General features: G+C 47.0%; 19 protein-coding genes. 5 read left to right on the forward strand and 14 right to left on the reverse strand.

Features of this window, described 5'->3' with window-relative positions:
• Positions 1-46: 46 nt before the first annotated feature.
• Complete coding sequence (locus D328_RS0108090; protein WP_018884479.1) at positions 47-718, reverse strand: hypothetical protein; 672 nt, start codon at positions 716-718, stop codon at positions 47-49.
• A 111-nt stretch (positions 719-829) separates the two neighbouring features.
• Positions 830-2,806 (reverse strand): glycoside hydrolase family 31 protein, encoded by a 1,977-nt coding sequence (locus tag D328_RS0108095; RefSeq protein ID WP_018884480.1) that lies wholly within the window; start codon positions 2,804-2,806, stop codon positions 830-832.
• Between the two features lie 130 nt (positions 2,807-2,936).
• Here D328_RS0108095 and D328_RS0108100 point away from each other — a divergent pair, with 130 nt between their 5' ends.
• On the forward strand, positions 2,937-3,824 hold the full coding sequence (locus D328_RS0108100; RefSeq protein WP_169445790.1) for a helix-turn-helix transcriptional regulator: 888 nt from the start codon (positions 2,937-2,939) through the stop codon (positions 3,822-3,824).
• A gap of 54 nt (positions 3,825-3,878) precedes the next feature.
• On the opposite strand, the gene D328_RS0108105 is transcribed toward D328_RS0108100, so the two are convergent.
• Complete coding sequence (locus D328_RS0108105) at positions 3,879-5,411, reverse strand: glycoside hydrolase family 43 protein (protein WP_018884482.1); 1,533 nt, start codon at positions 5,409-5,411, stop codon at positions 3,879-3,881.
• Between the two features lie 143 nt (positions 5,412-5,554).
• Between D328_RS0108105 and D328_RS0108110 the strand changes: the two genes are divergently transcribed.
• Positions 5,555-6,442 (forward strand): helix-turn-helix domain-containing protein, encoded by an 888-nt coding sequence (locus D328_RS0108110; protein ID WP_018884483.1) that lies wholly within the window; start codon positions 5,555-5,557, stop codon positions 6,440-6,442.
• Between the two features lie 76 nt (positions 6,443-6,518).
• Here D328_RS0108110 and D328_RS0108115 read toward each other — a convergent pair whose 3' ends face one another.
• Positions 6,519-7,064 carry a TetR-like C-terminal domain-containing protein gene (locus D328_RS0108115; protein WP_018884484.1) on the reverse strand — a complete coding sequence of 182 codons (546 nt, stop codon included), beginning with the start codon at positions 7,062-7,064 and terminating at the stop codon, positions 6,519-6,521.
• A gap of 192 nt (positions 7,065-7,256) precedes the next feature.
• Here D328_RS0108115 and D328_RS0108120 point away from each other — a divergent pair, with 192 nt between their 5' ends.
• Positions 7,257-8,003, forward strand: a complete 747-nt coding sequence (locus D328_RS0108120; RefSeq protein ID WP_018884485.1) for an SDR family oxidoreductase — start codon at positions 7,257-7,259, stop codon at positions 8,001-8,003.
• 116 nt (positions 8,004-8,119) lie between these two features.
• On the opposite strand, the gene D328_RS0108125 is transcribed toward D328_RS0108120, so the two are convergent.
• The 8 genes from D328_RS0108125 to D328_RS0108160 form a co-directional block, all read right to left on the reverse strand.
• Positions 8,120-9,385, reverse strand: a complete 1,266-nt coding sequence (locus D328_RS0108125) for a right-handed parallel beta-helix repeat-containing protein (protein WP_018884486.1) — start codon at positions 9,383-9,385, stop codon at positions 8,120-8,122.
• A gap of 219 nt (positions 9,386-9,604) precedes the next feature.
• Positions 9,605-12,229 (reverse strand): phosphoenolpyruvate synthase, encoded by a 2,625-nt coding sequence (gene ppsA / locus D328_RS0108130; RefSeq protein WP_018884487.1) that lies wholly within the window; start codon positions 12,227-12,229, stop codon positions 9,605-9,607.
• 285 nt (positions 12,230-12,514) lie between these two features.
• Positions 12,515-14,248 carry a thiol reductant ABC exporter subunit CydC gene (gene cydC, locus D328_RS0108135; protein WP_018884488.1) on the reverse strand — a complete coding sequence of 578 codons (1,734 nt, stop codon included), beginning with the start codon at positions 14,246-14,248 and terminating at the stop codon, positions 12,515-12,517.
• Complete coding sequence (gene cydD / locus D328_RS0108140; RefSeq protein WP_018884489.1) at positions 14,241-16,079, reverse strand: thiol reductant ABC exporter subunit CydD; 1,839 nt, start codon at positions 16,077-16,079, stop codon at positions 14,241-14,243. Before cydD ends, cydC begins: the two co-directional genes overlap by 8 nt.
• A 71-nt stretch (positions 16,080-16,150) precedes the next feature.
• Positions 16,151-17,167, reverse strand: a complete 1,017-nt coding sequence (locus D328_RS0108145) for a cytochrome d ubiquinol oxidase subunit II (protein ID WP_018884490.1) — start codon at positions 17,165-17,167, stop codon at positions 16,151-16,153.
• Positions 17,164-18,528 carry a cytochrome ubiquinol oxidase subunit I gene (locus D328_RS0108150; protein ID WP_018884491.1) on the reverse strand — a complete coding sequence of 455 codons (1,365 nt, stop codon included), beginning with the start codon at positions 18,526-18,528 and terminating at the stop codon, positions 17,164-17,166. Before D328_RS0108150 ends, D328_RS0108145 begins: the two co-directional genes overlap by 4 nt.
• A 437-nt stretch (positions 18,529-18,965) precedes the next feature.
• Positions 18,966-19,298 carry a chaperone CsaA gene (gene csaA / locus D328_RS0108155; RefSeq protein WP_018884492.1) on the reverse strand — a complete coding sequence of 111 codons (333 nt, stop codon included), beginning with the start codon at positions 19,296-19,298 and terminating at the stop codon, positions 18,966-18,968.
• Between the two features lie 39 nt (positions 19,299-19,337).
• Entirely contained in the window at positions 19,338-20,246 is a 909-nt protein-coding gene (locus D328_RS0108160; protein WP_033412481.1) for a DMT family transporter, read from the reverse strand.
• Positions 20,247-20,382: 136 nt separating this feature from the next.
• Between D328_RS0108160 and D328_RS0108165 the strand changes: the two genes are divergently transcribed.
• Together D328_RS0108165 and D328_RS0108170 are read left to right on the forward strand one after the other, a co-directional pair.
• Positions 20,383-21,264 carry an AraC family transcriptional regulator gene (locus tag D328_RS0108165; protein ID WP_018884495.1) on the forward strand — a complete coding sequence of 294 codons (882 nt, stop codon included), beginning with the start codon at positions 20,383-20,385 and terminating at the stop codon, positions 21,262-21,264.
• A gap of 47 nt (positions 21,265-21,311) precedes the next feature.
• Complete coding sequence (locus D328_RS0108170; protein ID WP_018884496.1) at positions 21,312-21,677, forward strand: hypothetical protein; 366 nt, start codon at positions 21,312-21,314, stop codon at positions 21,675-21,677.
• A 104-nt stretch (positions 21,678-21,781) separates the two neighbouring features.
• On the opposite strand, the gene D328_RS0108175 is transcribed toward D328_RS0108170, so the two are convergent.
• Positions 21,782-22,195, reverse strand: coding sequence for a cupin domain-containing protein (locus D328_RS0108175; protein ID WP_018884497.1), 414 nt, complete (start codon positions 22,193-22,195; stop codon positions 21,782-21,784).
• 101 nt (positions 22,196-22,296) lie between these two features.
• Entirely contained in the window at positions 22,297-23,055 is a 759-nt protein-coding gene (locus tag D328_RS0108180) for a carboxymuconolactone decarboxylase family protein (protein WP_018884498.1), read from the reverse strand.
• Positions 23,056-23,118 lie beyond the last annotated feature (63 nt).

Consider the following 23,118-nt stretch of genomic DNA (forward strand, 5'->3'; position numbering starts at 1 on the left):
ATATTATCTTGATTTTGTATGATTATCAACATAACCTGCTTCTTGGCTACATATCTCCCTGTACGGTTGAGAGAGAGATCAGCACAGGCCCGGCAAAATCGGAGGCCTCCTCTCCCTTCGGATTATGAAGGCGGAACAGGAAAGCATCCCCTCCCTCTGATGTCCATACCATGTAATCGCTTATCCCCTTCTCACCAGAAGCTTGCAGATACAGCTCTGCGTAGCCTAGGGGGTGCTCCACCAACTCGCCACTATAATCGGACACCTCACCAGCCTGGCTTAGCTCATCCCTTCCTGCGGCTTCAAGCTGAGCAACATCATAATCTGCAGGCAGCAGTTCAATGTCTACATAATAATCCGGATTACTGCTCAAGGATAAGCGGCCCGCAGCTGAATCAAATGTGAATTTCTCGAAGACATACAAGGAGAACCCTTCCTCCTCTTGCAGTACCGCCTCCAGAGCTTGATTTCCCTCCGTTGTCATCAGTTCAAAGCTTTGGGTAGCTGGACGAGTTGCTGCTTCTTGAACCTCCTGCTCGGATGAAGGAGGTTCAGTACCTTCAGTATTCGGTGCTCCAGATCCTGAAGTGTCGGTAGTATCCGCAGTATCTGTAGTATCCTCAGTGTCGGTAGGAACCGCACTTCCCGTACAGGCGGTTAGCATGAAGATCATGACGAACATCAGCATGAGTATTCCCAAGGAATGCTTGTTATTCAATCTGATCGCTCCTTTCGTATCTTCTCCTGTGACTATGGATATAACACAGCACACTACATTAACGGTTCAGTACGTGCTAATGTTTCAATGCTATGTTATTACCCACAACCATTATTTATCGACTACGATAGGAAGCTCGGCTCCGTTCCTCAAGAACAATGGAATATGCTCCAGTGGCGCTGCTACCTCGATGGTACAGCCCCCTTCCAGCGTGTCACCGCTATAGGCATTCTTCCACGAGATTCCTGCAGGCAGATAGACTTGGCGGCTTCGCCGACCCTCGCGCAATACAGGAGCAACCAGTAAATCCGGACCGAACGTATACTGATCCTCCACCTCCCAAGCCGCCGGATCGTTATCAAAATCATAGAACAGCGGGCGCATGGGTGGAGTGCCCTTCTCGTGGGCCTCCCGCATCAATCCAGCAATATAAGGCTTCAGGCGCTCTCGCAAATACATGAACTCCCGGAAAATCTCATATGCCTCATCCCCATAGCTCCATACCTCATTATCCGAGCCACTACCACAGATGCCGCCCCCTGCTGTACCAGTGGGTGGAATAAATGGCTGTCGGTCACCATGAAGACGAAAGACAGGACACAACGCACCATACTGAAACCAGCGCACCATACATTCCCGGAACGACGGGTTCTCCGGATCTCCCCCATGAAAACCGCCGATGTCCGTTGTCCACCAAGGAATCCCGGCAATTGCCATGTTCAAGCCCGCCTTCACTTGGATCTCCAACACCTTGAAGCTGGAGTGTATATCCCCGGACCAGACAAGTGCACCGTAGCGTTGACTTCCCGCCCAGGCACAGCGCACCAGATTGACAATATTGGCTTGACCTTCCGCCTCCATTCCTTCGTAGAACGTTTGGCTATACTTTACTGGATATATATTGCCGATCTGCTTACTGGAGCCCAGATGATAGCGGTAAATATCATGATCATAGACGCTTAGCTCCGGCTCCGCCTCATCTAGCCAGAACACTCGAATGCCTTTGTCGTAATAATTCTTCTTAATTATCCTCCATAGGAACCTACGCGCTTCAGGATTCGTGGCGTCAAAAATAGCATTTTGACCGAGAAATTGAAACTGGGTGCGCACGCCGCGATCGGAGCGTAGCAGGTATCCCTTTTCCAGCATCTCCCGATAGTTCTCGCTCTCCGTCTGCACCGTAGGCCATACTGAGATCATCAGCTCGATGCCTAGCTCTCTCAGCTCCTTGACCATCCCTTCAGGGTCTGGCCAATAGATTGGATCAAACCTCCAGTCCCCTTGATTGGTCCAGTGAAAGAAGTCAATAACAATCACATCAATCGGCAATTGTCTACGCTTATATTCTCTTGCTACTGTAAGTAGCTCCTCCTGGGTACGGTAGCGAAGCTTGCACTGCCAGAAGCCAAGACCATAGTCCGGCATCATCGGTACCTTTCCTGTAACGGTAGCATAGCTTTCTTCAATCTCTGCAGGAGAATCACCCGCTGTGATCCAGTAATCGAGCTGCTTGGTGGAGGGGGCGCTCCACTCCGTGACGTTCAGACTAAAATGGACTTGTCCAATGGCTGGGTTGTGCCACAGAAAACCGTAGCCAGCGCTTGATAGCACAAAGGGCACGCTGATCTGACTGTTGCGGTGAGTCAATTCCAGTGAGCAGCCCTTCAAATTAAGAAAGGAATGCTGATATTGTCCCATCCCGAACAGCTTCTCGGATGGATCGGACTCCAATCGTAGCTTGACGGAATAATCACTGCTACCCGGGTAAGGCTTGAGCTCTCGGCCACCGTATTTCAATTGATAGGTATCTTCCGTTTCATGAAGTAGCAGCTTTCCATCCTGGTTATAAAAGGAGATTTGTCCTTGCTTGCTAATCTCAGCTTTGATTTTACCGTTCACTATCGTTGCCCTGTCCTCTTCAATCATCACCTGCGCGTGGGTTGAAGTAGCTGGCAGCAGCGCCCACTCATCATTCTGAATGTCGTTGTAAGAGGCACGAACACGAACAGCATTCTCCCCCCATGCCTCGATCCATACCCGCTCATGATCATATTCTCGTATCAGTCTTCCATTTTCCGAGCGAAACATAGCAGTAGACCTCCATCTCAGCATATAATTGGATTACAGCCCCATTATAGCGGACAAAGCCAGAACAGAATCTACGAAAACTACGTATTATTCATACGATATTACGTTTGTAATGGAGATGAGCATGTTCATGGATATGCATGACGAGAATCTATATTCCTGGAGACAAGAACACACGGAAATACCGGAATTCACCTTTCCGGTTAATGTGTTTCATATTCATTTTCCCGACCGTTATCTGATACCGCCTCATTGGCATGATCATTTGGAATGGATTTATATTACGAAGGGGAGCTTTCAGGTACAGATTGGTTCCGACTCTAGACAATTGCATGCAGGAGAAGCTGCCTGGGTCAACCGTAGACAAATGCATTCCGCTCATCCGATGGAACACGGAAGTGAACTATATGCCATTGTGTATAATGAGGTTCTGCTGAAAGGGGTACAAGATTATACGGAGGTGCAATATATCCAACCGCTACTAGGTGGAGAGGTCTCACTGCCATTGTTCTATGATAGGGACTTGCCCATGTCCGACATGGTTCGTGAATCACTTGAGCGTCTGATTATGCTACATCATGAACAGAGTCCAGGCTACGAATTGCGGTTCAAAGGTGAGCTACTAAGTCTACTCGGCTTGGCATTTCAACAGACCAAGCAACGAAAGCGCAACCAGCACATCCGCTTGGATACCGGAATCCATCCGTTGCTCGCGCATCTAAGCAATCATTTCCACGAACCCATTACAATAGAGCAAGCTGCTCGGATGTGCTGTGTTACGCCCAATTACTTCTGTTCACTGTTCAAGAAGACAACGGGTACAACGCTGATTAAGTATATTCACATGCTGCGAGTCTACGAAGCCTGCCGACTCCTCCAGCTTCAGCGCTACTCCGTGCAGGATGTGGCCAGCCAGGTCGGATTCTCCAACCTGACTTATTTTGGAAGAGTATTCAAGAGCTTCACTGGAATGTCACCGAGACAGTACATGACTCATTCTCTTCTAGCAAAGACATAGTGCCTACAACGGTTCATCGGAGCTCAGGCACTGCTACTTCCATTGTAATCGCATTCAAGGTGCGGAGGCATCGTCGAAGGACTCATAGTCGAACCAATCAAAATGAGCTGGTGTAATAGATCGTGCTCCATTACCAGTTGCATACATAGCTATGAAGACTCCTGTGAAGCCACCTGCTACTTCCGTGGCAAGTAACCCGCATTCGCCTTTTCCGAACCAGAACGGTTCCTTCTCTTCGCTCTCGGAAAATCCAAATTGATAGTGTGTTTTATCTGCTTGAATGACTAGAAGGATGTGATCAGATGACCACGGAATCTCACTTTCCACCTTCCACAAGGTACCCAGTCGTCTACGAAAGATCAGTTTGCTGTCGCCAGCCAATCGAACTAGGGCCATGTCATAATGAAAACGTTCGTTCATATACACGCTAATGCCCGCCTCCTCACCGTCCTGCTGTGGCTTAAAGGATAAGTGCGTCGAGGCTCGGCAATGAAAATCCTGCTGTCTTCTACCTACGAATGCTGGTGAGTCCGCTTCATTCAATGTAACTGGAGAACCATATAAGGTAAGACAGCCTCTCTTCGCGCTGAGTGACCAATTCTCAGACTGCGGTGAACGGAGGAATGTCCAGTTAGCAGCAAGGCTCTCGTTATTGAAGTCATCCCTCACGGGAGCAGTAATTGGTGCTACCAGCGTGAGATCCTCAGTAGACATGATGTCATCTATCGTTCCGTTGTTACCGATCAGTGGCCAACCATCATCCGTCCAACGGACAGGTGCGAGGAAGGTCTCACGACCAAGATGATGGCGCGGAGGATAACCATTCGGCCTTATTCCCAGAAATACGGCCCACCAGCTACCCTCGGGAGTCTGAACCAGATCGGCATGACCTGTGGCGTGAATGGGCTTGAGAAGGCTCCGATGCGATAGAATCGGGTTGTAGGGACAGCTTTCAAACGGACCATCTGGTCTCTTGCTTCTAGCGATTGTTACCATATGACCGTACTCTGTTCCGCCTTCTGAGATCATCAAATAGTACCAATGTCCAATGCGATAGAGATGTGGGGCCTCAGGATATTGACCGCCCGTACCCTTCCATATGCGTGTTATGTCTGATAGCCGTTCTCCTGTTCTTATGTCGATTCGGCTTTGGTATGCGCCCTGACCCATAGCATCATGAGAGGTAGTAAAGTAAACCTGTCCATCCTCGTCAAAAAACAGATCCGGATCAATGCCTGGCTGGTCTACGAGAATAGGGTCTGACCACTTCCCAAAAGGGTTCTCAGTGTGTACATAGAAGTTACCACAGTCCGACACATTGGTGGTAGTCATGTAGAACGTCCCATTATGGTAACGAATGGTTGGCGCATAGATGCCGCCTGAACTGCCGGCGTTACTAAGATTCAATTGTTCCGTTCGCGTTAGTACATGACCAATCTGCTGCCAGTTCACCAGATCAGTGCTATGAAATAACGGGACGCCTGGGAAGTACTCAAACGAACTGGTCACGAGATAGTAGTCATGGCCAACTCTGCAAATGCTGGGATCAGGATGAAAACCACGGATGACGGGATTACGATAATTCATAGACAAGTTCTCCTTCACACGTTGTTATGATATCAATCCCATTATAGTTAATCATTTGCTCCTTCAGCCTTGATTGTAGAGTCATAAAATAGCATGATAAGGACAGCCTTTCATCACCAACTTCATTGTGAAAGGATATTCCCATGAGAGATATTCATCTGAATTGGTTCACAGCAGACGAGGATTTCAACTTCTATATCCAGTACGGGGAGCATGAGGAAGACATGTTTGTTCACCAGCATGTTGATTTTTCCGAGCTCGTTATTGTTTTACATGGCCATGCCACGCACATCGTCAATACGGAAGAAATGTTCATCAAGAAGGGCGACATTTTTGTGATTAACGGAGCTACCTCCCACGGATACAAAAATCCATATGAATTTCGAATCTGTAACATCATGTATAAGCCTGATCTACTGGAGCTGGCAGGTCCTGAATTAAGAACCATAAGGGGGTACCAGGCCCTTTTCGTTATAGAGCCGTATTATCGCAATATAGACCATTCCTTGAGTAAAATGAGCTTGCCAATCTCAAGCTTCGATTACATATCCTCGACTCTTGATTTTATGATTGAGGAATACGACCAGCAACTGGATGGCTATAAATCCATTTTACGTTCACGGTTCATGGAGCTTGCTATCCAATTGTCAAGGCTATATGAGGATCAGGAGCAACAAGGAACCCGTGGCAGCCTCCTACATTTGGCAAAGGCAATCTCCTATATGGAGGATCATTATACGATGCCTTTATCCCGTGAGGAAATTGCTGCCCAATCGAATGTATCCGTGAGACACTTAAATCGACTTTTTCAGTCGTACTATCACACAACACCCTTCGCCTATCTCCAGCAGCTGCGCTTGGAGCATGCACGTAGATTACTGGAGACCACTTCTCTCCCGACCTCAGACATAGCCTTTAAGAGTGGGTTTAATGACAGCAATTATTTTACTCGCCAGTTCACAAGTGTACTTGGCCAATCACCAAGAGCTTATCGAAAAAAGCCTGCTAGGATATGCAGTCAGCATGAGTGAATTCTTCGGGACAAAGGGCACACCCATTATTTGGTGCGGCCCTCTTTACTCATTTCAATCAGTACTCCCTTCATGGCTAGAGATTCCTTTCTAGCAGGCTTCCTACCTTCTCTGCCATTTCCTGAGGTGAATGAGGCATTCCATTCTTGAGCCACCATTCCACGACACCTACGTAAGCATTCGCAACAAATTCAACAACGACTTCCTCGCTTTGTCCGAGGTTTTTACCTTTGGTGACATCCACGTCTTTTCTGAATTCTTCGATATTATATTGAACAAACCGACTTCGAAAATACTGCGCTCCACCGCTTGCAAGCATCGTCGAGAAGAATAAGTAATTATTCGCAAGGTACTCCATGCAGTGTACGGTTGACTCAATCCAGTCCAATTCAGCTTCCAATTCACACAGATTAGCCATGTTATGGATGTGTTCCTCTATGATCTTATCAAGCAGATCAAATTTATCGAGGTAATGAAGATACACGGTTGCACGATTAACATTAGCCCTGTCGGAAATATCCTGAATGGTGATGTGATCAAAGCTCTTTTCTGACATCAATTCGAGAAATGCTTTTTTGATTGCTTCTTGCGTTCTAATAATTCTTCTGTCTACTTTTACCATGTTACACCCCATGCTTTCTTTGAAATGGTCGACAATTTAAGTGAATATGTTGTTTATACATCAGAATGGCTGGAATTAGCGAGTGCTATGTCTTGCGTTGTTACTACATAGATTATAAATTATAGACAGATGTCTATAAAACATCAATAGTAGCTTAATTCTTAAATATCAACTGAAAGGATGAAAAAACATATGGCCATTGAGAATAAAGTAGTCATTATCACGGGCGCTAGTTCTGGAATCGGAGAAGCAACTGCAAAGCTGCTGGCTGAGAAAGGTGCAAAGCTTGTACTTGGTGCAAGACGCGAGGATCGCTTGGTGCAATTAGTGAAAGAAATCCAGTCAAACGGTGGACAAGCGGTGTATCGCGTCACCGATGTTGTGAATCCAGAGGATAATCAGCAGCTGGTTCAGCTGGCTAAGGACACTTTTGGCGGTGTTGATGTCATCTTCCTGAACGCTGGGCTGATGCCGAACTCTCCCCTCTCTGACTTGAAAACAGACGATTGGAATAGCATGATTGACGTCAATATTAAAGGTGTGCTGAATGGCATTGCTGCCGTACTACCTACATTTACATCGCAAAAGTCTGGACACATCATCACTACTTCATCCGTAGCTGGTCTCAAGGCCTATCCTGGTGGTGCGGTGTATGGCGCAACCAAGTGGGCTGTTCGTGATTTGATGGAAGTCTTGCGTATGGAGTCTGCCCAGGAAGGCACCAACATCCGTACAGCAACCATCTATCCTGCTGCGATCCATACGGAATTGCTGGATACAATCTCAAATAAGGAAGTGTCAGCAGGCATGACTGCACTGTACGAACGATATGGTATCTCATCGGATCGAGTGGCCAATGTTGTTGCGTTCGCAATTGATCAGCCAGAGGACACGAATATTAATGAGTTCACCATTGGGCCAACAAGTCAGCCTTGGTGATGGGTATATAGTGCGTAGAAGATAAAAAAAACCGCTGATCTTCTCAAGAGGATCAGCGGTATGTTCTGAGCAATGAACTTGTTCATACATCTATTTAATGAACTGCTTTCATGGGCCTATTGATCGGCTAGGTAACCCAAATGATATTGGCTAAGTTCACTTGAAGCCGTGGGCATCATGAACGTAACATCTGGTAAGCTGCCATCCGCTTTTCTAGGTGCAGATAATTGTGCAGTATCCAGGCTTATAAAATCTTCTGCAGTGATGTTGAGACCACCATCTATGGTCCAGGAATTGTTAGTTACATTCTCTGGTGCGTTGTTGTCATTCATAATTGCCCGTCCCATGAAAGCTAGGTTATGGTGCAGCACCTCTCGATAGCCAGGAATATTGGTCGTGTCCGTTGGACTTACTCGTTCCAGCATATCAAAGTTGGCTCGGGAATTATTATAGGCTGTATTATTAGTCCAGGTAGCTGATTGCCCCGGCTGGTGATTGGCGTAAAAACCGTTAGCGCCATTATTTACAGCTAAAGAGTATCTAACGGTATGCACAGGCAACGGATCTGGTAGTCCGTCCGTTCTGTAGGCATAGCCACCCACCTTAAAGCCATTTTTATCTCCTATTCCATTCTGATTACCGCGGTGGTCAAAGGACCAGCAATGGTCATAAATGACGGTGCCCTTCGAGCTGATACTGTCAAAGCCATCGTCACTGTTATTCCATGCACGGGCATTAATAAACGTAACATCCCCACCATGTGCCCCAAAGCCATCTGTATTCCCAGCCGATACTTGTGTCGGCCCTATATTGTTGTAGGCATCGGAGTTCAGAACCGTTCCTGTACCATTCCCGGTATAATAAAAACCAATGGCTTCATTATCATGAGCAGCCATATTCTCGAAGTCGGCCTGTCCACGAATCCGAAAAGCTTCCGACTGTGCCTGATCACCTACCTTGATGCCGATAACATCGAAGCCTTTAAAGGTAATGCCAGTGACCCGGTCTCCGACATGGAACGCTGCCACACGCAAATTAGTCGGAACATACTTGAAATCCAAGACAGGCCGTTCCCCAGGATATGCTTCATAAGTAATTCCGCTCTTCGTCATGTCATGTACGTAATTATAGTTGGAATCGGTTCTTGCAATGTCAAAATCATCATATACGCCACCTCGAATATATACCCGATCGCCTGAGGAAGCCGCTGACTGTGCTTGCATTATGCTCTTGAAGGGCTCACTGTAGGTTCCAGGATTGCTGTCGCTCCCTGCTGGTGAAACGTAATATGTGCTTGAAGCGGCCGAAGCCATAACAGGGACAATCATAAAAAGTGCCACAAAGCTGAAGCAGATTATCCATAAACGTGATACTTTTGGCATCATTCTCTCCTCATATTACTCTTCAAAATTTTTATCCGCGCAGCCTATTTTTCTCCACTGCATCCCTCCTGTTCATGTGTTAATCATCGCGATTTCTGTTTTTATATCGTTGTTCTCGTCAGCTTTTTAAATAAGGGTTTTTATATAAATTGCGGCTGATTTCAGAAGAGGAGAGAAGATTGGAGCCTGCATATTTTCTGCAAATTATTAAGAATAGAGCTACATAATCTCGATATACCCCTCTGTTCCATGCACGCGAATTTGCTGGCCGTCCTTGATTAGCTTGGTAGCATTCTCCACGCCCACGACGGCTGGAAGACCATATTCTCGTGCAATCACCGCACCATGGGTCATCAGCCCACCCACCTCGGTGACCAGACCTTTTATGGATACAAATAGGGGCGTCCACCCCGGGTCCGTAAAGGAGGTAACTAATATATCACCATCCTCCAGCTCAGCATCCTCCATGTGCAGGATCACGCGTGCGCGACCTTCGATCACTCCGGAGGAGACGGCTAGTCCTGCTATGGCATTGGCCGGGAGATGCGCTCGCTCATACTCCCCTACAACGATCTCGCCATCGGATGTGAGCACACGAGGCGGGGTCAGCTTTTCGTATAATGCATAGTCGCCTTTACGCTGATTGATGAGCTGATAGTCGAGTTCATGGGTGCGCACGACTTCATGAAGCTCATCAAAGCTAAGATAATAGATATCTGCTGCTTCATGGATCACATCAGCTTGAACGAGTCGTTCAGCCTCCTTCAGTAAGGCCTGCTTATACACGAAGTAGCGACTTACGATGCCGTATTTGGGATATTCCCGGTAGCCAATAAAATTCCGAATGAGGTTGATCATCCGTTTGGTTTCTTTGGCTTTCTGTTCACCACCCGGTAATTGCAGCAATCGCTCGAGTAGCTCTTGTTCTTTTTCCAAAGCTTCCTGACGTCCTTGCTCAAACCTTCGCTTGCCAGCATTAGGCTCGAAATTCTTGATGTTGCTCAAAATCAAGGGAACAAGTGTAAGTGGCTTCTCACTCCAGCGAGTTCTCGTAATATCGATTTCACCGGCACATCGCATTCCATATTTGCTGAGATAATCATAGATCGCGCTCTGGCTTTCCCTTCCCCCGTCAAGCTTAATCAGCTCATCCAGAAAATTATCTTCTTTTGTATGCTGCAAAAATTCAATCACTTCTGGATAAGGGCGAATCACATCCGCGACATCCAATAGTGCCAGACCCATTTCCGAAGTAATGTTGTTGGGTACAGATTGCGAGAGCAGATCTGCAGCATTTTTTTCACCTAACCACTCGTTCATCTTCTCATTGATCCATGATGTAGCATGGATGGCTGCCATGAATACTGCTGTACTTTGAGGGTCAAACAAGATCTTCTTTAATTGCTGGATATCCTCCAGAATGAAATCACATACGTCCACTCCCGATTTCCCCTGAATGCGTTGCTGTAGCTCTTCAATTGATGCTTGACTACGCTGAATCAGCTCCGTAACGATTGATGGATTGTTCTCAAAGGGTGCATGCACCTCTGTATGTTTTTCGCTAGGTATGGATTGGTTTGAATCAGCTACTTGATTCGTCAGTACAGTAGGATCATCGGGTACCAAAGGTATAAAATCTCGCTCTATGAGGGTCGTAAGTGCCCCTTTTATAAGCGGATCGGAACCAAGAGCACTTAATAGAGCCTCTCGACCGGCCGACGTATTCAGTCTAGACGCAATGTCAACAAATAACCGCCCACCCGCTGTGCGCATAGGTGCAGGAGTAATTAACAGATAGAAAGACAATCCCAATGGTGTCATGGCATCGGTCATCATTTGCTGATGTCCAACCGACACGTATACGTGCTTATCTTGATCATCCACTTCAGGGATCGGATATAACGTAGTGATTGGCCGGCTCTGCACAATGTAAAAGCTGTTATCTGCTAGGCACCATTCGATATCCTGCGGGCTGCCAAAATAAGCTTCGATCTGTCTGCCTATGCGTGCTAGCTGCACAATCTCTTCCTCCGTAAGTGTCTGGGCCTGCTGCTGTACAGGATCGAGCTCACGGGTCTCTGTCCCGCCTTCTGGCCGTGCATAGATGGCGAGCTTCTTCCTCGCGATCCGCTTATCGACGATCCTCTCATCCTGTACCTTATAGCCGTCGGCAGATACGAATCCAGAGACCAAGGCTTCCCCAAGCCCGAAGCTCGCATCAATGGATAGCAGCTTGCGGTTCGAGGTCATCGGATCTGCTGTGAACATAATACCTGAAGCCTGCGGGAGAACCATTCTCTGCACAACCACGGATAAATACACTTGGCCATGGTCAAATCCATTTTGCATACGGTAGATCACAGCACGATCCGTAAATAGAGAAGCCCAGCATTTGCTGATATGCTCCAAAATAGCCTCTTTTCCGATAACATTCAAATACGTGTCATGTTGGCCAGCAAAAGAAGCATGCGGCAAATCCTCAGCCGTCGCGCTAGATCGCACTGCATAAGCGTGTTGATCTCCAAGCTGGGAGAGCTGGTGGGCAACAGCCTTTACGACATCAGAAGGAATTTCTGCTTCTATGATGGTATGACGGATCTTCCGGCTGATGTCGCTAATGCGCTCTTGATCCGCAACCGTTAGCAGCGCCAATTGCTCCAGTAATGCCTGAAGTGTTGGGTTGCGCTCGATCGCCAATGTATAGCCCAGCGTTGTAACGCAAAAGCCTTCTGGCACTTGTATTCCTTGGATTTTTGACAATTCACCCAAGTGCAGCCCTTTTCCCCCGACGAGCGATAGCTGTGCTGTGTCCATTTCCTTGAATCCAAGAACCATAGCATCCATTCAAATCTCTCCTAACCCTTAATGTGAGAAAAAAACATTTGACAACCATCCAGCGGCATGGTAAATTAAAAATATAAGATGCGTTAACTTTGACCATGTGACATTTAATATACGTGGATTGATCATAACATTATGCTCGTTTATATGCAATATCAAAGAACCTGAATCGTAACGATTCAGGTTCTTTTTGAGCCTTGAGCCTTGAGGATTAGTAGCCTTGTAGGTACATGCCTCACATTGAATTTGCCACCCATTGTGACTGGATGAGGTTTCTCGGTGAAATGTTCAATCTCTCCCTCCAGCTTCACCAATGATATCCCTCTCAATTTGCTTCATTTCATAGAAATATCCTTGTCTGTGCATCAGCTCTGCATACGAACCGGATTCTATTACCCTTCCCTGGTCCAGCACAATAATCTGATCCATGTCCTCCAGTCCAATCAGTCGGTGACAGATCAGAATTATCGTGTCATCCGCAGCCTTCTCATACAGATGCTTCAACACTCGTGCCTCGGTTACATAATCTAGCGAGGACGTAGGCTCGTCCAGAAGCCATAGCCTTCCTTTGCGCAGCAGTGCACGTGCCAAAGCCAGTCGCTGCATCTCACCATCCGATAGATTCTCTCCTTTCTCATACACTAGATCCGTTAGCGATGTATTCGGCAATTGAACTTTATTTAGCGTATCCATTAATTCTTCATCCGTATGCTCTCCATCATCCAGCAATAGGTTATCCCGAATCGTTCCCCGGAAAAAATGGCTCTTCTGCAGAACAACATTAGACCCCTGCCATAGGCTCGCCTCATCCAAATCCTGCAATGCTGTGTTATTCAACTGAATCTCGCCGTCTGTGGGCATGTGAAGCTTGAGCAGAAGCTCCATAATGGTGGATTTTCCTGACCCACTTGGCCCAACGATCGCTGTCTTCGAGCCTGGTGTGATACGAAAGGATACATCTCTTAGTGCTGGTCGCCACTCTCCCTCATGCTGGAATGTAACACGTGATAGTTCGATAGAGACTGCTTGATGAGCAGAAAGGGTACCGCTTGGCTGGGATATCTGCAATTGTGCGGTCTGAACCGTGTCTGTCAGTCTTCTGGCTGCATGCTCGCTATCCTGCTTGTAGACAGGCAAGGTAGCCATTGCGGCTGCTTCTTCAAATACCGTGAGAGAAGTCATGACAAGCATGGCAAGAAATACGCCAGCCAGCTCTCCCTCCTGAATGAGATAAGCGCCAAGTGCGAGCACTCCCCATGAGACAAGAAACGTAACCAAAGCGTGCATGGACTGTCCCACCAGCAAATGACCCGCTGCTCGTTCCTGCTTCGTACCTAGTGTAGCGGCTGCATGCTGGAGCTTATGCTCACGCTCTGTAAGCTGACCGTATACCTTCAGATCACGGAATCCATATAGCATCTCGGTCACCTCAGTGGATAATGCGGCACGTTGCTGGCGAACACGCTGCTGTATGCTTCTCTGCCCCAGCAAGACAATGCCTGGAACGACCACGGCAGTAGCCAGCATACCAAGTACGAACAATCCGGCAATCCAGAACGAAAATGCTGATGTAAAGAGGACAGTGGACAAAAAGACCATGATTACAATGATGGGCGGGTATGCCACACGCAGAAAATAATGCTGCAAGCTTTCCACATCCCCCACAATTCGAGCAAGCAGATCTCCGCTCCGTTGTGTATTCAATAGACGGGGAGTTAGTGGAATCAGCCTCGCAAAAAAAGATGTACGCAAGCGGCTAAGTATGGAAAAGGTCGCACGGTGGGAATAGAGGCGTTCACCGTAACGGGTCGCAGCCCGAAGCAAGCCGAGCAATTTGATTACCGATGTCAGTACAATCAACGTATAGAGCGGCGGTGCGAACACCGTCTGGGAAATTAAATAACCGCTTGCCGAGAACAGCGCCACACCTGCGATACCTGCTACAAATCCACCCAGGATGGACAAAAGGATATCCTTGCGCTCCTGAACCATTGCTTTGGCTAACATAGCTAGATCATTCATGTCCATCCCCTCCTTGTTGTGCACTCACCAGCTCGGCATATGGAGACAGTCGCTCCAAAAGCTCCTCATGACGACCGGAATCCACGATCATGCCATTATCCATGAACAGAATCTGATCCGCATGTTGAATGGTGTATAGTCGATGCGCAACTGTAATGGTCGTCGCTGATTGAGACAATGTAGCCATAGACTGCTGCAAGATACGTTCCGTGTACAAGTCTAGTCCTACTGTAGGTTCATCAAACAAGATGATACTAGGCCGCTTCAAAAAAGCCCGGGCCAAGGCCAGCCGTTGCTTCTCACCACCTGACAGCCCTCTGCCCCCTTCACCGACATGGGTATCGTATCCTTGCTGCAAATTGTCAACAACAGAAGCAAGTCCAGCCGCTATAGCCGCCGCCTCGATCTCGTCCCTGGACACGTTCGGACCAGCACCGATCGCAATATTATCAGCCAGCGTGCCGGCGAAAATGTACGGATGCTGGGTGATGTAGCTTATACCCTTATACCAATCTGACTCGTCGTATTGCTGCAAGGGACTTCCATTGACCCGAATCCCCCCTGCTGTCGGCCTCAGCAATCCTGCAATGAGATGAAGCAAAGTCGTTTTGCCTGAGCCACTTTTTCCAACAATAGCAGTATGCTCTCCTGGAGCCAACGACACGGAGCCTGTTACAAGCTGGAATGAACCCGTACCATAGTCAAATTGAACATGGTCCAATTCGATGGAGGGTGCCGTGGACAGCTGCGTTTCATCTAACTTTCTAATCTGCTTATTAGCCTGTGTCGGATGCTCTGCGTAGTTGATCCCCTCTGCCCTGCAGCCTGTTTCCTCCTGAGGGCCTACTGCCTCTACAGCCGTATGCTCACCGCTTGTCTCCACTAGCAGCTCCTCTACTTTACGAATCGCCCCCATGCTGGTCCGCCCACTGTGAAAAGCAGTTCCTGTATTCTTCAGCAGGCTGTAAAATTCGGGAACCAGCAGCAGGATGAAGAAGGCTGTGTGGAAGTTAAGCGCTTTGAACACGAGCAGCTGTATGGCAAGCTCCAGAGCGACAATACCTATACTTAGCATGACAATGGATTCGAGCATGAACGTGTTCGTAAATGCGATTCGCAAGATACCCATTGTCGCGTCACGATAATTCAGGCTACTGCGCTCAATCTCCGCCGTCTGACGATGAGCGCAACCGTATAATTTCAACGTTACCAGCCCTTGAAGGGAATCCAGGAATGTGCCGGAGAATTCGGCCAGCTGCGCGAACTTTTCCTCTGATTTACTTCTCGTCTTCAACCCCACCAGAATCATGAACAGCGGTATAAAAGGAGCCGTAAACAGCATAATGAACCCGGAGTTCGCATGCTGCGTAAAGACAACCACCAAAATCAGAATCGGAATGATGGCAGCCTCCAGCATACGCGGCATGTACTGGCTGAAATAACTATCCCCCTCATCCACTGCATCAAGTGCAAGGCTGACCCTTCCCCCTGTCTGACCACGAAGCGTTGAAGTCATGGAAGCATGCGTGAGACGCTGCAGCACCTTTGCCCGCATATTTGTCTTCGCATGACCAGCCATATATATCCCTACTTTGCCGTTGCCGTGTGACAACAGCACACGCAACGTCATAACAGCCAGTAATATAGCAAGTAAGATCATAACGGAGGATAATGAAGCACCTTCCACAAAAATCTTCTGGACTGCTTCGGCAAGTAACGCCGATTGAGCAATAATCGCTATGCCAAGCGTGAGGGAAATGATCGCAAGAACAATGAGACGATTCCTTTGCTTCGATAGCTCCTGGGACAAGAGACCGGCTTTCCTGTTCACCCAAGCCCTCCTCCTTTTCACAGATATTTGTAATGAAGCGACCCTATAGCTGTGGCTACGAATAAGTCCGCTTATTTCCTTCCTTTCACATAATCCGCATCAAACAAGAATAGTCTGAATACCAGAATGAGAGATGGAATGAGGAGGCATAGCCCGCCAATAAACACAATAACAAGTGCAATACCCATTGCAGGTGAGGTTGCACCGCTCTGAATGGTAATGTACGGATCGAGAATGTAAGGATATTGCCCAATCCCGTATGCAAAAAAGGCACAGAAAAATTGCAGCATGACACATATAAAAGCTAATCCATAGCGGCGTCCATTGTACAAGAGCCACATAGCGATCATGAAGAAAGCGACTGAAAGTGCGAGCAGCCACCACAGATCCATCATGTTCTGGAAATGGCGCTCATTGTGCTGACCGATATAAATAAAAGCCGTTAGAGCTACTACAATCGTTGGTGTACTCCAAAAGAGTGCATAGGTCCGGATCAACTGCAGAGCAGCACGATCCTCAGCACGGGAAGCGTAAAAGGCCAGGAATGATGCGCTGATAAAGAGCACCGAGACGATTGCCAAGCCAACGATGCTCCATGATAGTGGACTGGTAAGCAGAGCCCAATAATCCAGAGCTACCGCCTCGCCTTGCTTGACGATAAAGCCCCCTTCCGACAGTGTTAGCGCTACGGACAGCGAAGCCGGGATCAGCAGGCCCGATGCCCCGTATAAAAACAGATAGACCATATTCTTCTTCGAGCCGTAGTTCTCAAAGGCGTAAAACGAACCCCGGATGGCAAGCAAAATAACCGCAATACTGCCCGGCACCAGCAGCGCAGAGCCATAATAATAGGCTGTATCAGGAAAGAAGCCGACGATGCCAATATAGAAGAAGACAAAAAATACATTGGTAATCTCCCATACAGGGGATAGATAACGGGAGATGAGGCGATTGATCAGATGATCCTGCCTCGTTAATCGAGCATAAAAGGCGAAGAAGCCTGCTCCAAAATCAATGGAAGCTACAATTAGATAGCCGTACAAGAATAGCCATAGTACCGTGATACCTATTAATTCGTAGCTCATCATATGGATTCACCCTTCCCCTCAGATTCCTTGTGCTTCGTTAACGCCCATTTTTCGATCTCCGCTTCGGCCGGGTTATTTCTGAACAAACGCCGAAGTACAACAACACACATTGCACCCAGCAGAATATACAGAAGCAGGAAGAGGAAGAACAGCACGCTCACACTCGGTGATGAAGTAGCTGCTTCATCCACACGCATATATCCGCGAATTATCCATGGCTGACGTCCCAGTTCTGCATAGAACCAGCCCAGCTCCACACCTAGAAATGCGAGCGGTGCTCCCAGCGCAATCAAGCGAAGCAGCCATTTGTTCAATGCATTGCGCTTTTTCCAGATCACAAATAGGAAGTACAGGAGCGAAATAGCCAATAACGCGAACCCGATTCCAGCCATAAGATCAAACAGATAATGTACGAGCAGCGGCGGCCATTCCTCTACCGGGAATTCCTCCAGACCCGTCACCTCGGCATTAAAGTCTCCAAAGGCTAGAAAGCTCAGTACCTTCGGCAGGTGGATGGCCCCTAATATTTCACGCTCTGCATTCAGCCAGCCTAGTAAAATCAAATCTGCCCCACTCTCCGTCTCAAAATGCCACTCGGCTGCTGCAAGCTTCTCTGGCTGGTGCTCTGCTAAAAACTTGGCGGACAGGTCCCCAGCCAAAGTGTTCAGCATACCGAACAGCAGAACCACGGCCATCATGAGGTTCAAGGCTTTCTTATGGTAGGGAGATCCTCCCTTTCGCAGCATCGTAAAGGCCGCAATGCCAGCTAGTAAAGCAGCTCCTGTTAAATAGGCCGAGCTGAGTACGTGGAACACCTTAGAGAACGTTGCTGTATTCAGCATCGCTTGGATCGGATCTACTGCCGTAAATTGTCCAGCTTCCATCGCAAAGCCTGCGGGCTGGTTCATGAAGCCGTTCACTGTCGTGATAAAAACAGCAGACATGCCCGCTCCTATGACGATCGGAATCGTTAGCAGCCAATGAATATAGGGATTTTTGAATCGGTCCCACGTATACAGATAGATTCCAAGGAAGATCGCTTCAAAGAAGAACGCGAACACCTCTAAAAATAACGGAAGTGCAATGACATTCCCCGCCAGCTTCATAAAATTGGGCCAAATTAGTGCGAGCTGTAGCGAGATCGCTGTTCCTGTCACAACGCCCACAGCCACCGAAATGACAAATCCGCGTGACCATCTTTTGGCCATCAGCGTATAATGGTGGTCCTTCTTACGAATGCCAATGAATTCTGCGATGGAGATCATCAGCGGAATCCCGACACCAAGTGTGGCAAAAATAGCATGAAACGCCAGAGTCATCCCTGTACTCAGCTGACTCCATAACACTGTATCCACAGCCATATGTACTACCTCCTTTAACTCTCTTTAATTTTCATAGAATACTTGTCTGTCTTGGAAAGATATTTTTTTCACAAGTAAAGCTAGCACCTCGACCAGATACATTTGAGTATGTAATCGGCAAAGGTACTAGCAGCAAGACAAAATGAAATATTTAAAATTATTTTATCTGCAATTTTCAGTAATTCAATTCATGACACAACTTCGTACCTAAATGTTCAAGAAAGGACCATTTCTTTCTGACAAGTTGGTGAAAACTGATGAAATCACTCTATGGGGCTATTGCTCTAATCTCCTAATGCATGCTAAAGCGTGCTAATAGGCCTCCTGCTGAGTAACGAGAAAAAGAGCAGCTGCATTTGGCAACTGCTCCCTCGGATCTTCATTACTTGTATGACTGTACTAGTAACAATGTACTTGTATCTACATATCTAAGTACGCTAGCCAATGATTGTGCCATTCGCTAAAGGCATATCTGGTTGCAGCAGCACAACATCCCCTTTTTCCGGTACTCCGCCTAGCACCAATACCTCAGATTTGAAGCCTGCTATGCGTCGGGGCGGGAAGTTAACCACGCATACCACCTGCTTTCCAATCAGCTCCTCAGCCTTATAGCGTTGGGTAATTTGCGCGCTGGATGCCTTAACCCCTATCTCCGCTCCAAAATCAATTTGCAGCTTGATCGCAGGTATTTTGGCTTCTGCAAAAAATTCTGCTTGCGTAATCGTCCCGACACGAAGATCAAGCTTTAGGAAATCATCTATTGTGGCCATTGTTCCTTCTCCTATTCAGCTGGATTATATTGCACAACCTCAGTGGTTGTTCTGTAGCTTATAATTGAGCGATTTGGACCAGAAATACAAGCCCATCCCAAATAAGGTCATCAAGCCACCTGCCAGCTGCAACCAGGAAATATGCTCCCCTAATAACAAAAAGGCCAGAATAATGGCGAGAACAGGTTCACCAATAATGCCTACCGAGACTGTAGTCGCCCCGATAGAGTGTAGCAATAGATTGAAAAGGTACTGTCCGAAAATCGTTGGAATCACAGCAAGCAGTAAGAAATAAGTCCAATCTGGCGCACTGTATGCAATGAGTGAGTAATCATGAATCAGGTTGTAGATGAGCATGACGGTGCCGCCAATTAAGAATACAATAATGCTGTATATATTGGCGTGGATCTTGTGACTTACTTTCTGCCCAACTAGCAGATACATAGAGACGAACAGTGTACCTATTAACGATAAGGCGTCTCCCCATAATGCTTCTGCTGACACCCCGATGTCCCCCCATGCGATCACGATGGAGCCAAGAAGAGCAACAATCAGGCAAAGAATCGTCAGCCGGCTCACTTGCTCCTTGAACAGAAAGTATGAACCAATCATAACAAACAATGGCTGCAACGCTAAAATGACCATGGAGCTGGCAACCGAGGTGTGAACCAGGGATTCCATCCAGAATAAAAAGTGTAGCCCCAAAAATAGCCCAGCCAGAGCAACCAGGCCCCAGTCCCTCTTGTTCATCTCCAAGGAGCGAAGCGACCTCCAAGGCACAAAAGCGAGCATAATGATGACAGATATGAACAATCTATACATCCCAGCCACAGAAGTAGGCGTATCTGAAAATTTTATCATAATAGAAGAGATCGAGACAGATAGAATACTGATAAACAATAACATATACGGATGAGACGAAAAGCTAGATTTCATGATTTTTGACATACTTCCTCCAAAAGATTGACAATTACCTGTGCACAGATAAGCCGAAGCTGGATATAATAATATCACCATCATCGCCTGGATTGTGCAATTATATCTCTAATTAATATTGAAATATCGTCAACTAAGGAGCGGTACTTTGAAAAAGCCATTACACGAAACCATTCAGTATCCTGATGAGACGTTCCCATACATTATGTACACGCATACGTTGCATGAATCGATCCCTCCAGGTAGAGGATTCAACGACCTGCACTGGCACGAGGAATTGCAGATTACATTAGTGACCAGAGGAAAATTAACGATTCAAATCAACGGAGTTAATTATGATCTAGAAGCAGGACAAGCAATTTTCATTAATAAAAGTATCCTTCACATCGTTACTCAGCTTACTTCTGACGGCCAGTATGTAAGCTTTAATTTTCCCGAGAAGCTGCTCGCTTTCTATTCGGATAGTGCGATGGAGAAAAGCTATGTACTTCCCGTAACGAACTCCTCCCTGTTGTGTCTGGACATCCGAGGTGATGCGAATTGGCAAAGCGAATTTCTGCAGATTCTTTGGGATATGAAGAAGGGATTTGAGACGAAGGCAGTCTGGGGATGGCAATATGAAGTTTCTATAAAAACTGTGCAGCTCTGGCTAATTCTAATATCCAATATAACCTTGGATACTGAGGAGTCCTCCAGACACAACCGATTACAACAGGAAAGGCTGCAGCTCATGCTAACCTTCATTCATAAGAACTACACACATCCTATAACGTTGAAGGAAATTGCTGATGTCGCGCATTTGAGTATTTCGGAGTGCACGCGCAGCTTCAAAAAAAGCATTCACATGACTCCATATGCCTACCTGATTAAGTACCGGATTAAAAGAAGCTGCGAGCTCTTAAATACGACTGAATACACAATTACCGAGATCGCCGAGCGAGTTGGCTTCAATCATGTGAATCATTACATCCAGTCCTTCAAGAAGCAGCATCAGACCACCCCTAAGGAATATCGCCGTCATAAGCAGTGAATGCCTTTACAGGTTGTTAGCAGAAACTAAGAAAGGACGGTACATCCATGGAGGATATCACTAATGCGGATAAATTGGAATCAACAAAATCGCTGCAATCGACAATCAACAAGCTAGAGAATGCCTTGTCTCAGATGACACAAAGCGGCGCAAATACAACCCTAGTACAGAAACGACTCCATGCTGTTCAGATCGGCTTGGCTAGTCTAGAACACGTCTGGAATCAAAAACCTCATCATTACACCGATAAAGATTTAGTAGAAGCTCACAGAGTTCTTACTGGATTAACCTCATCTGTTGAAAGTAGCTATGCTAAATCTAAGGCTCGTAGTCCACAAAGAACTCTTTTAGAAAGAAGACTTACAGCGTTGAAGCTAGCTATTCAGGCAATTGAGGATCTCTCCCACTCGTAGATATTAGTCTAATTAGTAAAACAGCGGAAGCTTGAAACTCTATTTTCTAGTCCAAGGCTCCCGCTGACTTTGTTATTGTGCTGCTATCGCATTCTTATACCAGTCTATGTTGTGGCATGCTCATAGGCATCGTCTGATACAGGCTCCAGCCATTCTGGCGTACCTGCGGTAATTGCAATGTGCTCGAACCAGCTATCCTTGGCCGCACCATGCCAATGCTTGACACCATCATGAGTAACGATGACATCACCGGCAATGAGACGCTGAGCAGGCTGTCCTTCCTCCTGATACCAGCCTTCACCACCAGTGACCAGCAGAATCTGAAATCCACCGCGATGTATGTGCCAGTTATTCCGACATCCCGGTTCGAAGGTTACATTGCCAACACCGACATTCACTTTGGGATCAGCCACTAATCCTTTGAGATAGCTTTGACCTACGAAAAATTGCGCAAACGCATCGTTCTTCTCGCCGATCGGAAAAATAACACCATTCTTCACTTCTTCATGTCGTGCCATGTTCATTCCTCCTCAGATATTAATATCTACACTATTAATGATATAAGCAGACACGGGAAGGTGGTTGATAGTTAGCGTAGCTACTAGTCCTGCTTATCTGTTTATTCTGCTTGTGCTACTGCCTCATTCACACATCGGATCGCATTTAGACTTCTCGGATATCCAATGAAAGGCAAGCATTGTGACACAATCTTGATCAGAAAAGACTTATCATTGCCATTCCTCATATTGGCGGCAGCATGGCTAATCAACTGGGGCTCACATCCACATTGTGCCATCAGATAGCAGAAGGTGATCATCTCCCTTTCTTTATAATCCAGTCCATTCCTGGTGTAGTAATCTCCGAAGCAATTGGCTGCGAGCCAATGATTAATGTGCTTGGTCTCGGCCGGGCCGGATCTCCAGAACTCACGCATATGTTCGCCGAAAATATCGACTTGGGCTTGAATCCCTGCTTCCAAGCGGTTCTCACGGGTAGTCGTGGATTGGCCTGCTAATGGCAGCGAAATCCCCCTTTGAGTCAACACCTCATTTACCGTGTGTAGAAAAGGAAATACTCTGCCGATGCCTAGGTAGGCTACTGATTGGTATACGATCTCCTTGACCTCTATCGGAGTTACGCCACAGTTGAGTGCTGCAGGCAGCATGGCTCTGAACTCGTCAATGCCCTGACATCCAAGTAATACGGATAGAATAGCCATCATACGGGTACGATCATCCAGGTCATCCTGATTAACGACTTCATCAAATGCAAAATTATCGAAGAATGCTATAAATTCAGGATCTGTCTCCATGAGCTTGGATTCATACCATGGAAACATTTTTTCGTGATATCTCTTGGCTGCTTCCGTGATCTCCATTGTGGTCACCTCTATATTCACTTGAGTCGTTTAAACAACTCTTGTTCATTATTATAAGCCTTC

This window comes from Paenibacillus massiliensis 2301065 = DSM 16942, from assembly GCF_000377505.1.
Lineage (GTDB): Bacteria > Bacillota > Bacilli > Paenibacillales > Paenibacillaceae > Paenibacillus > Paenibacillus massiliensis.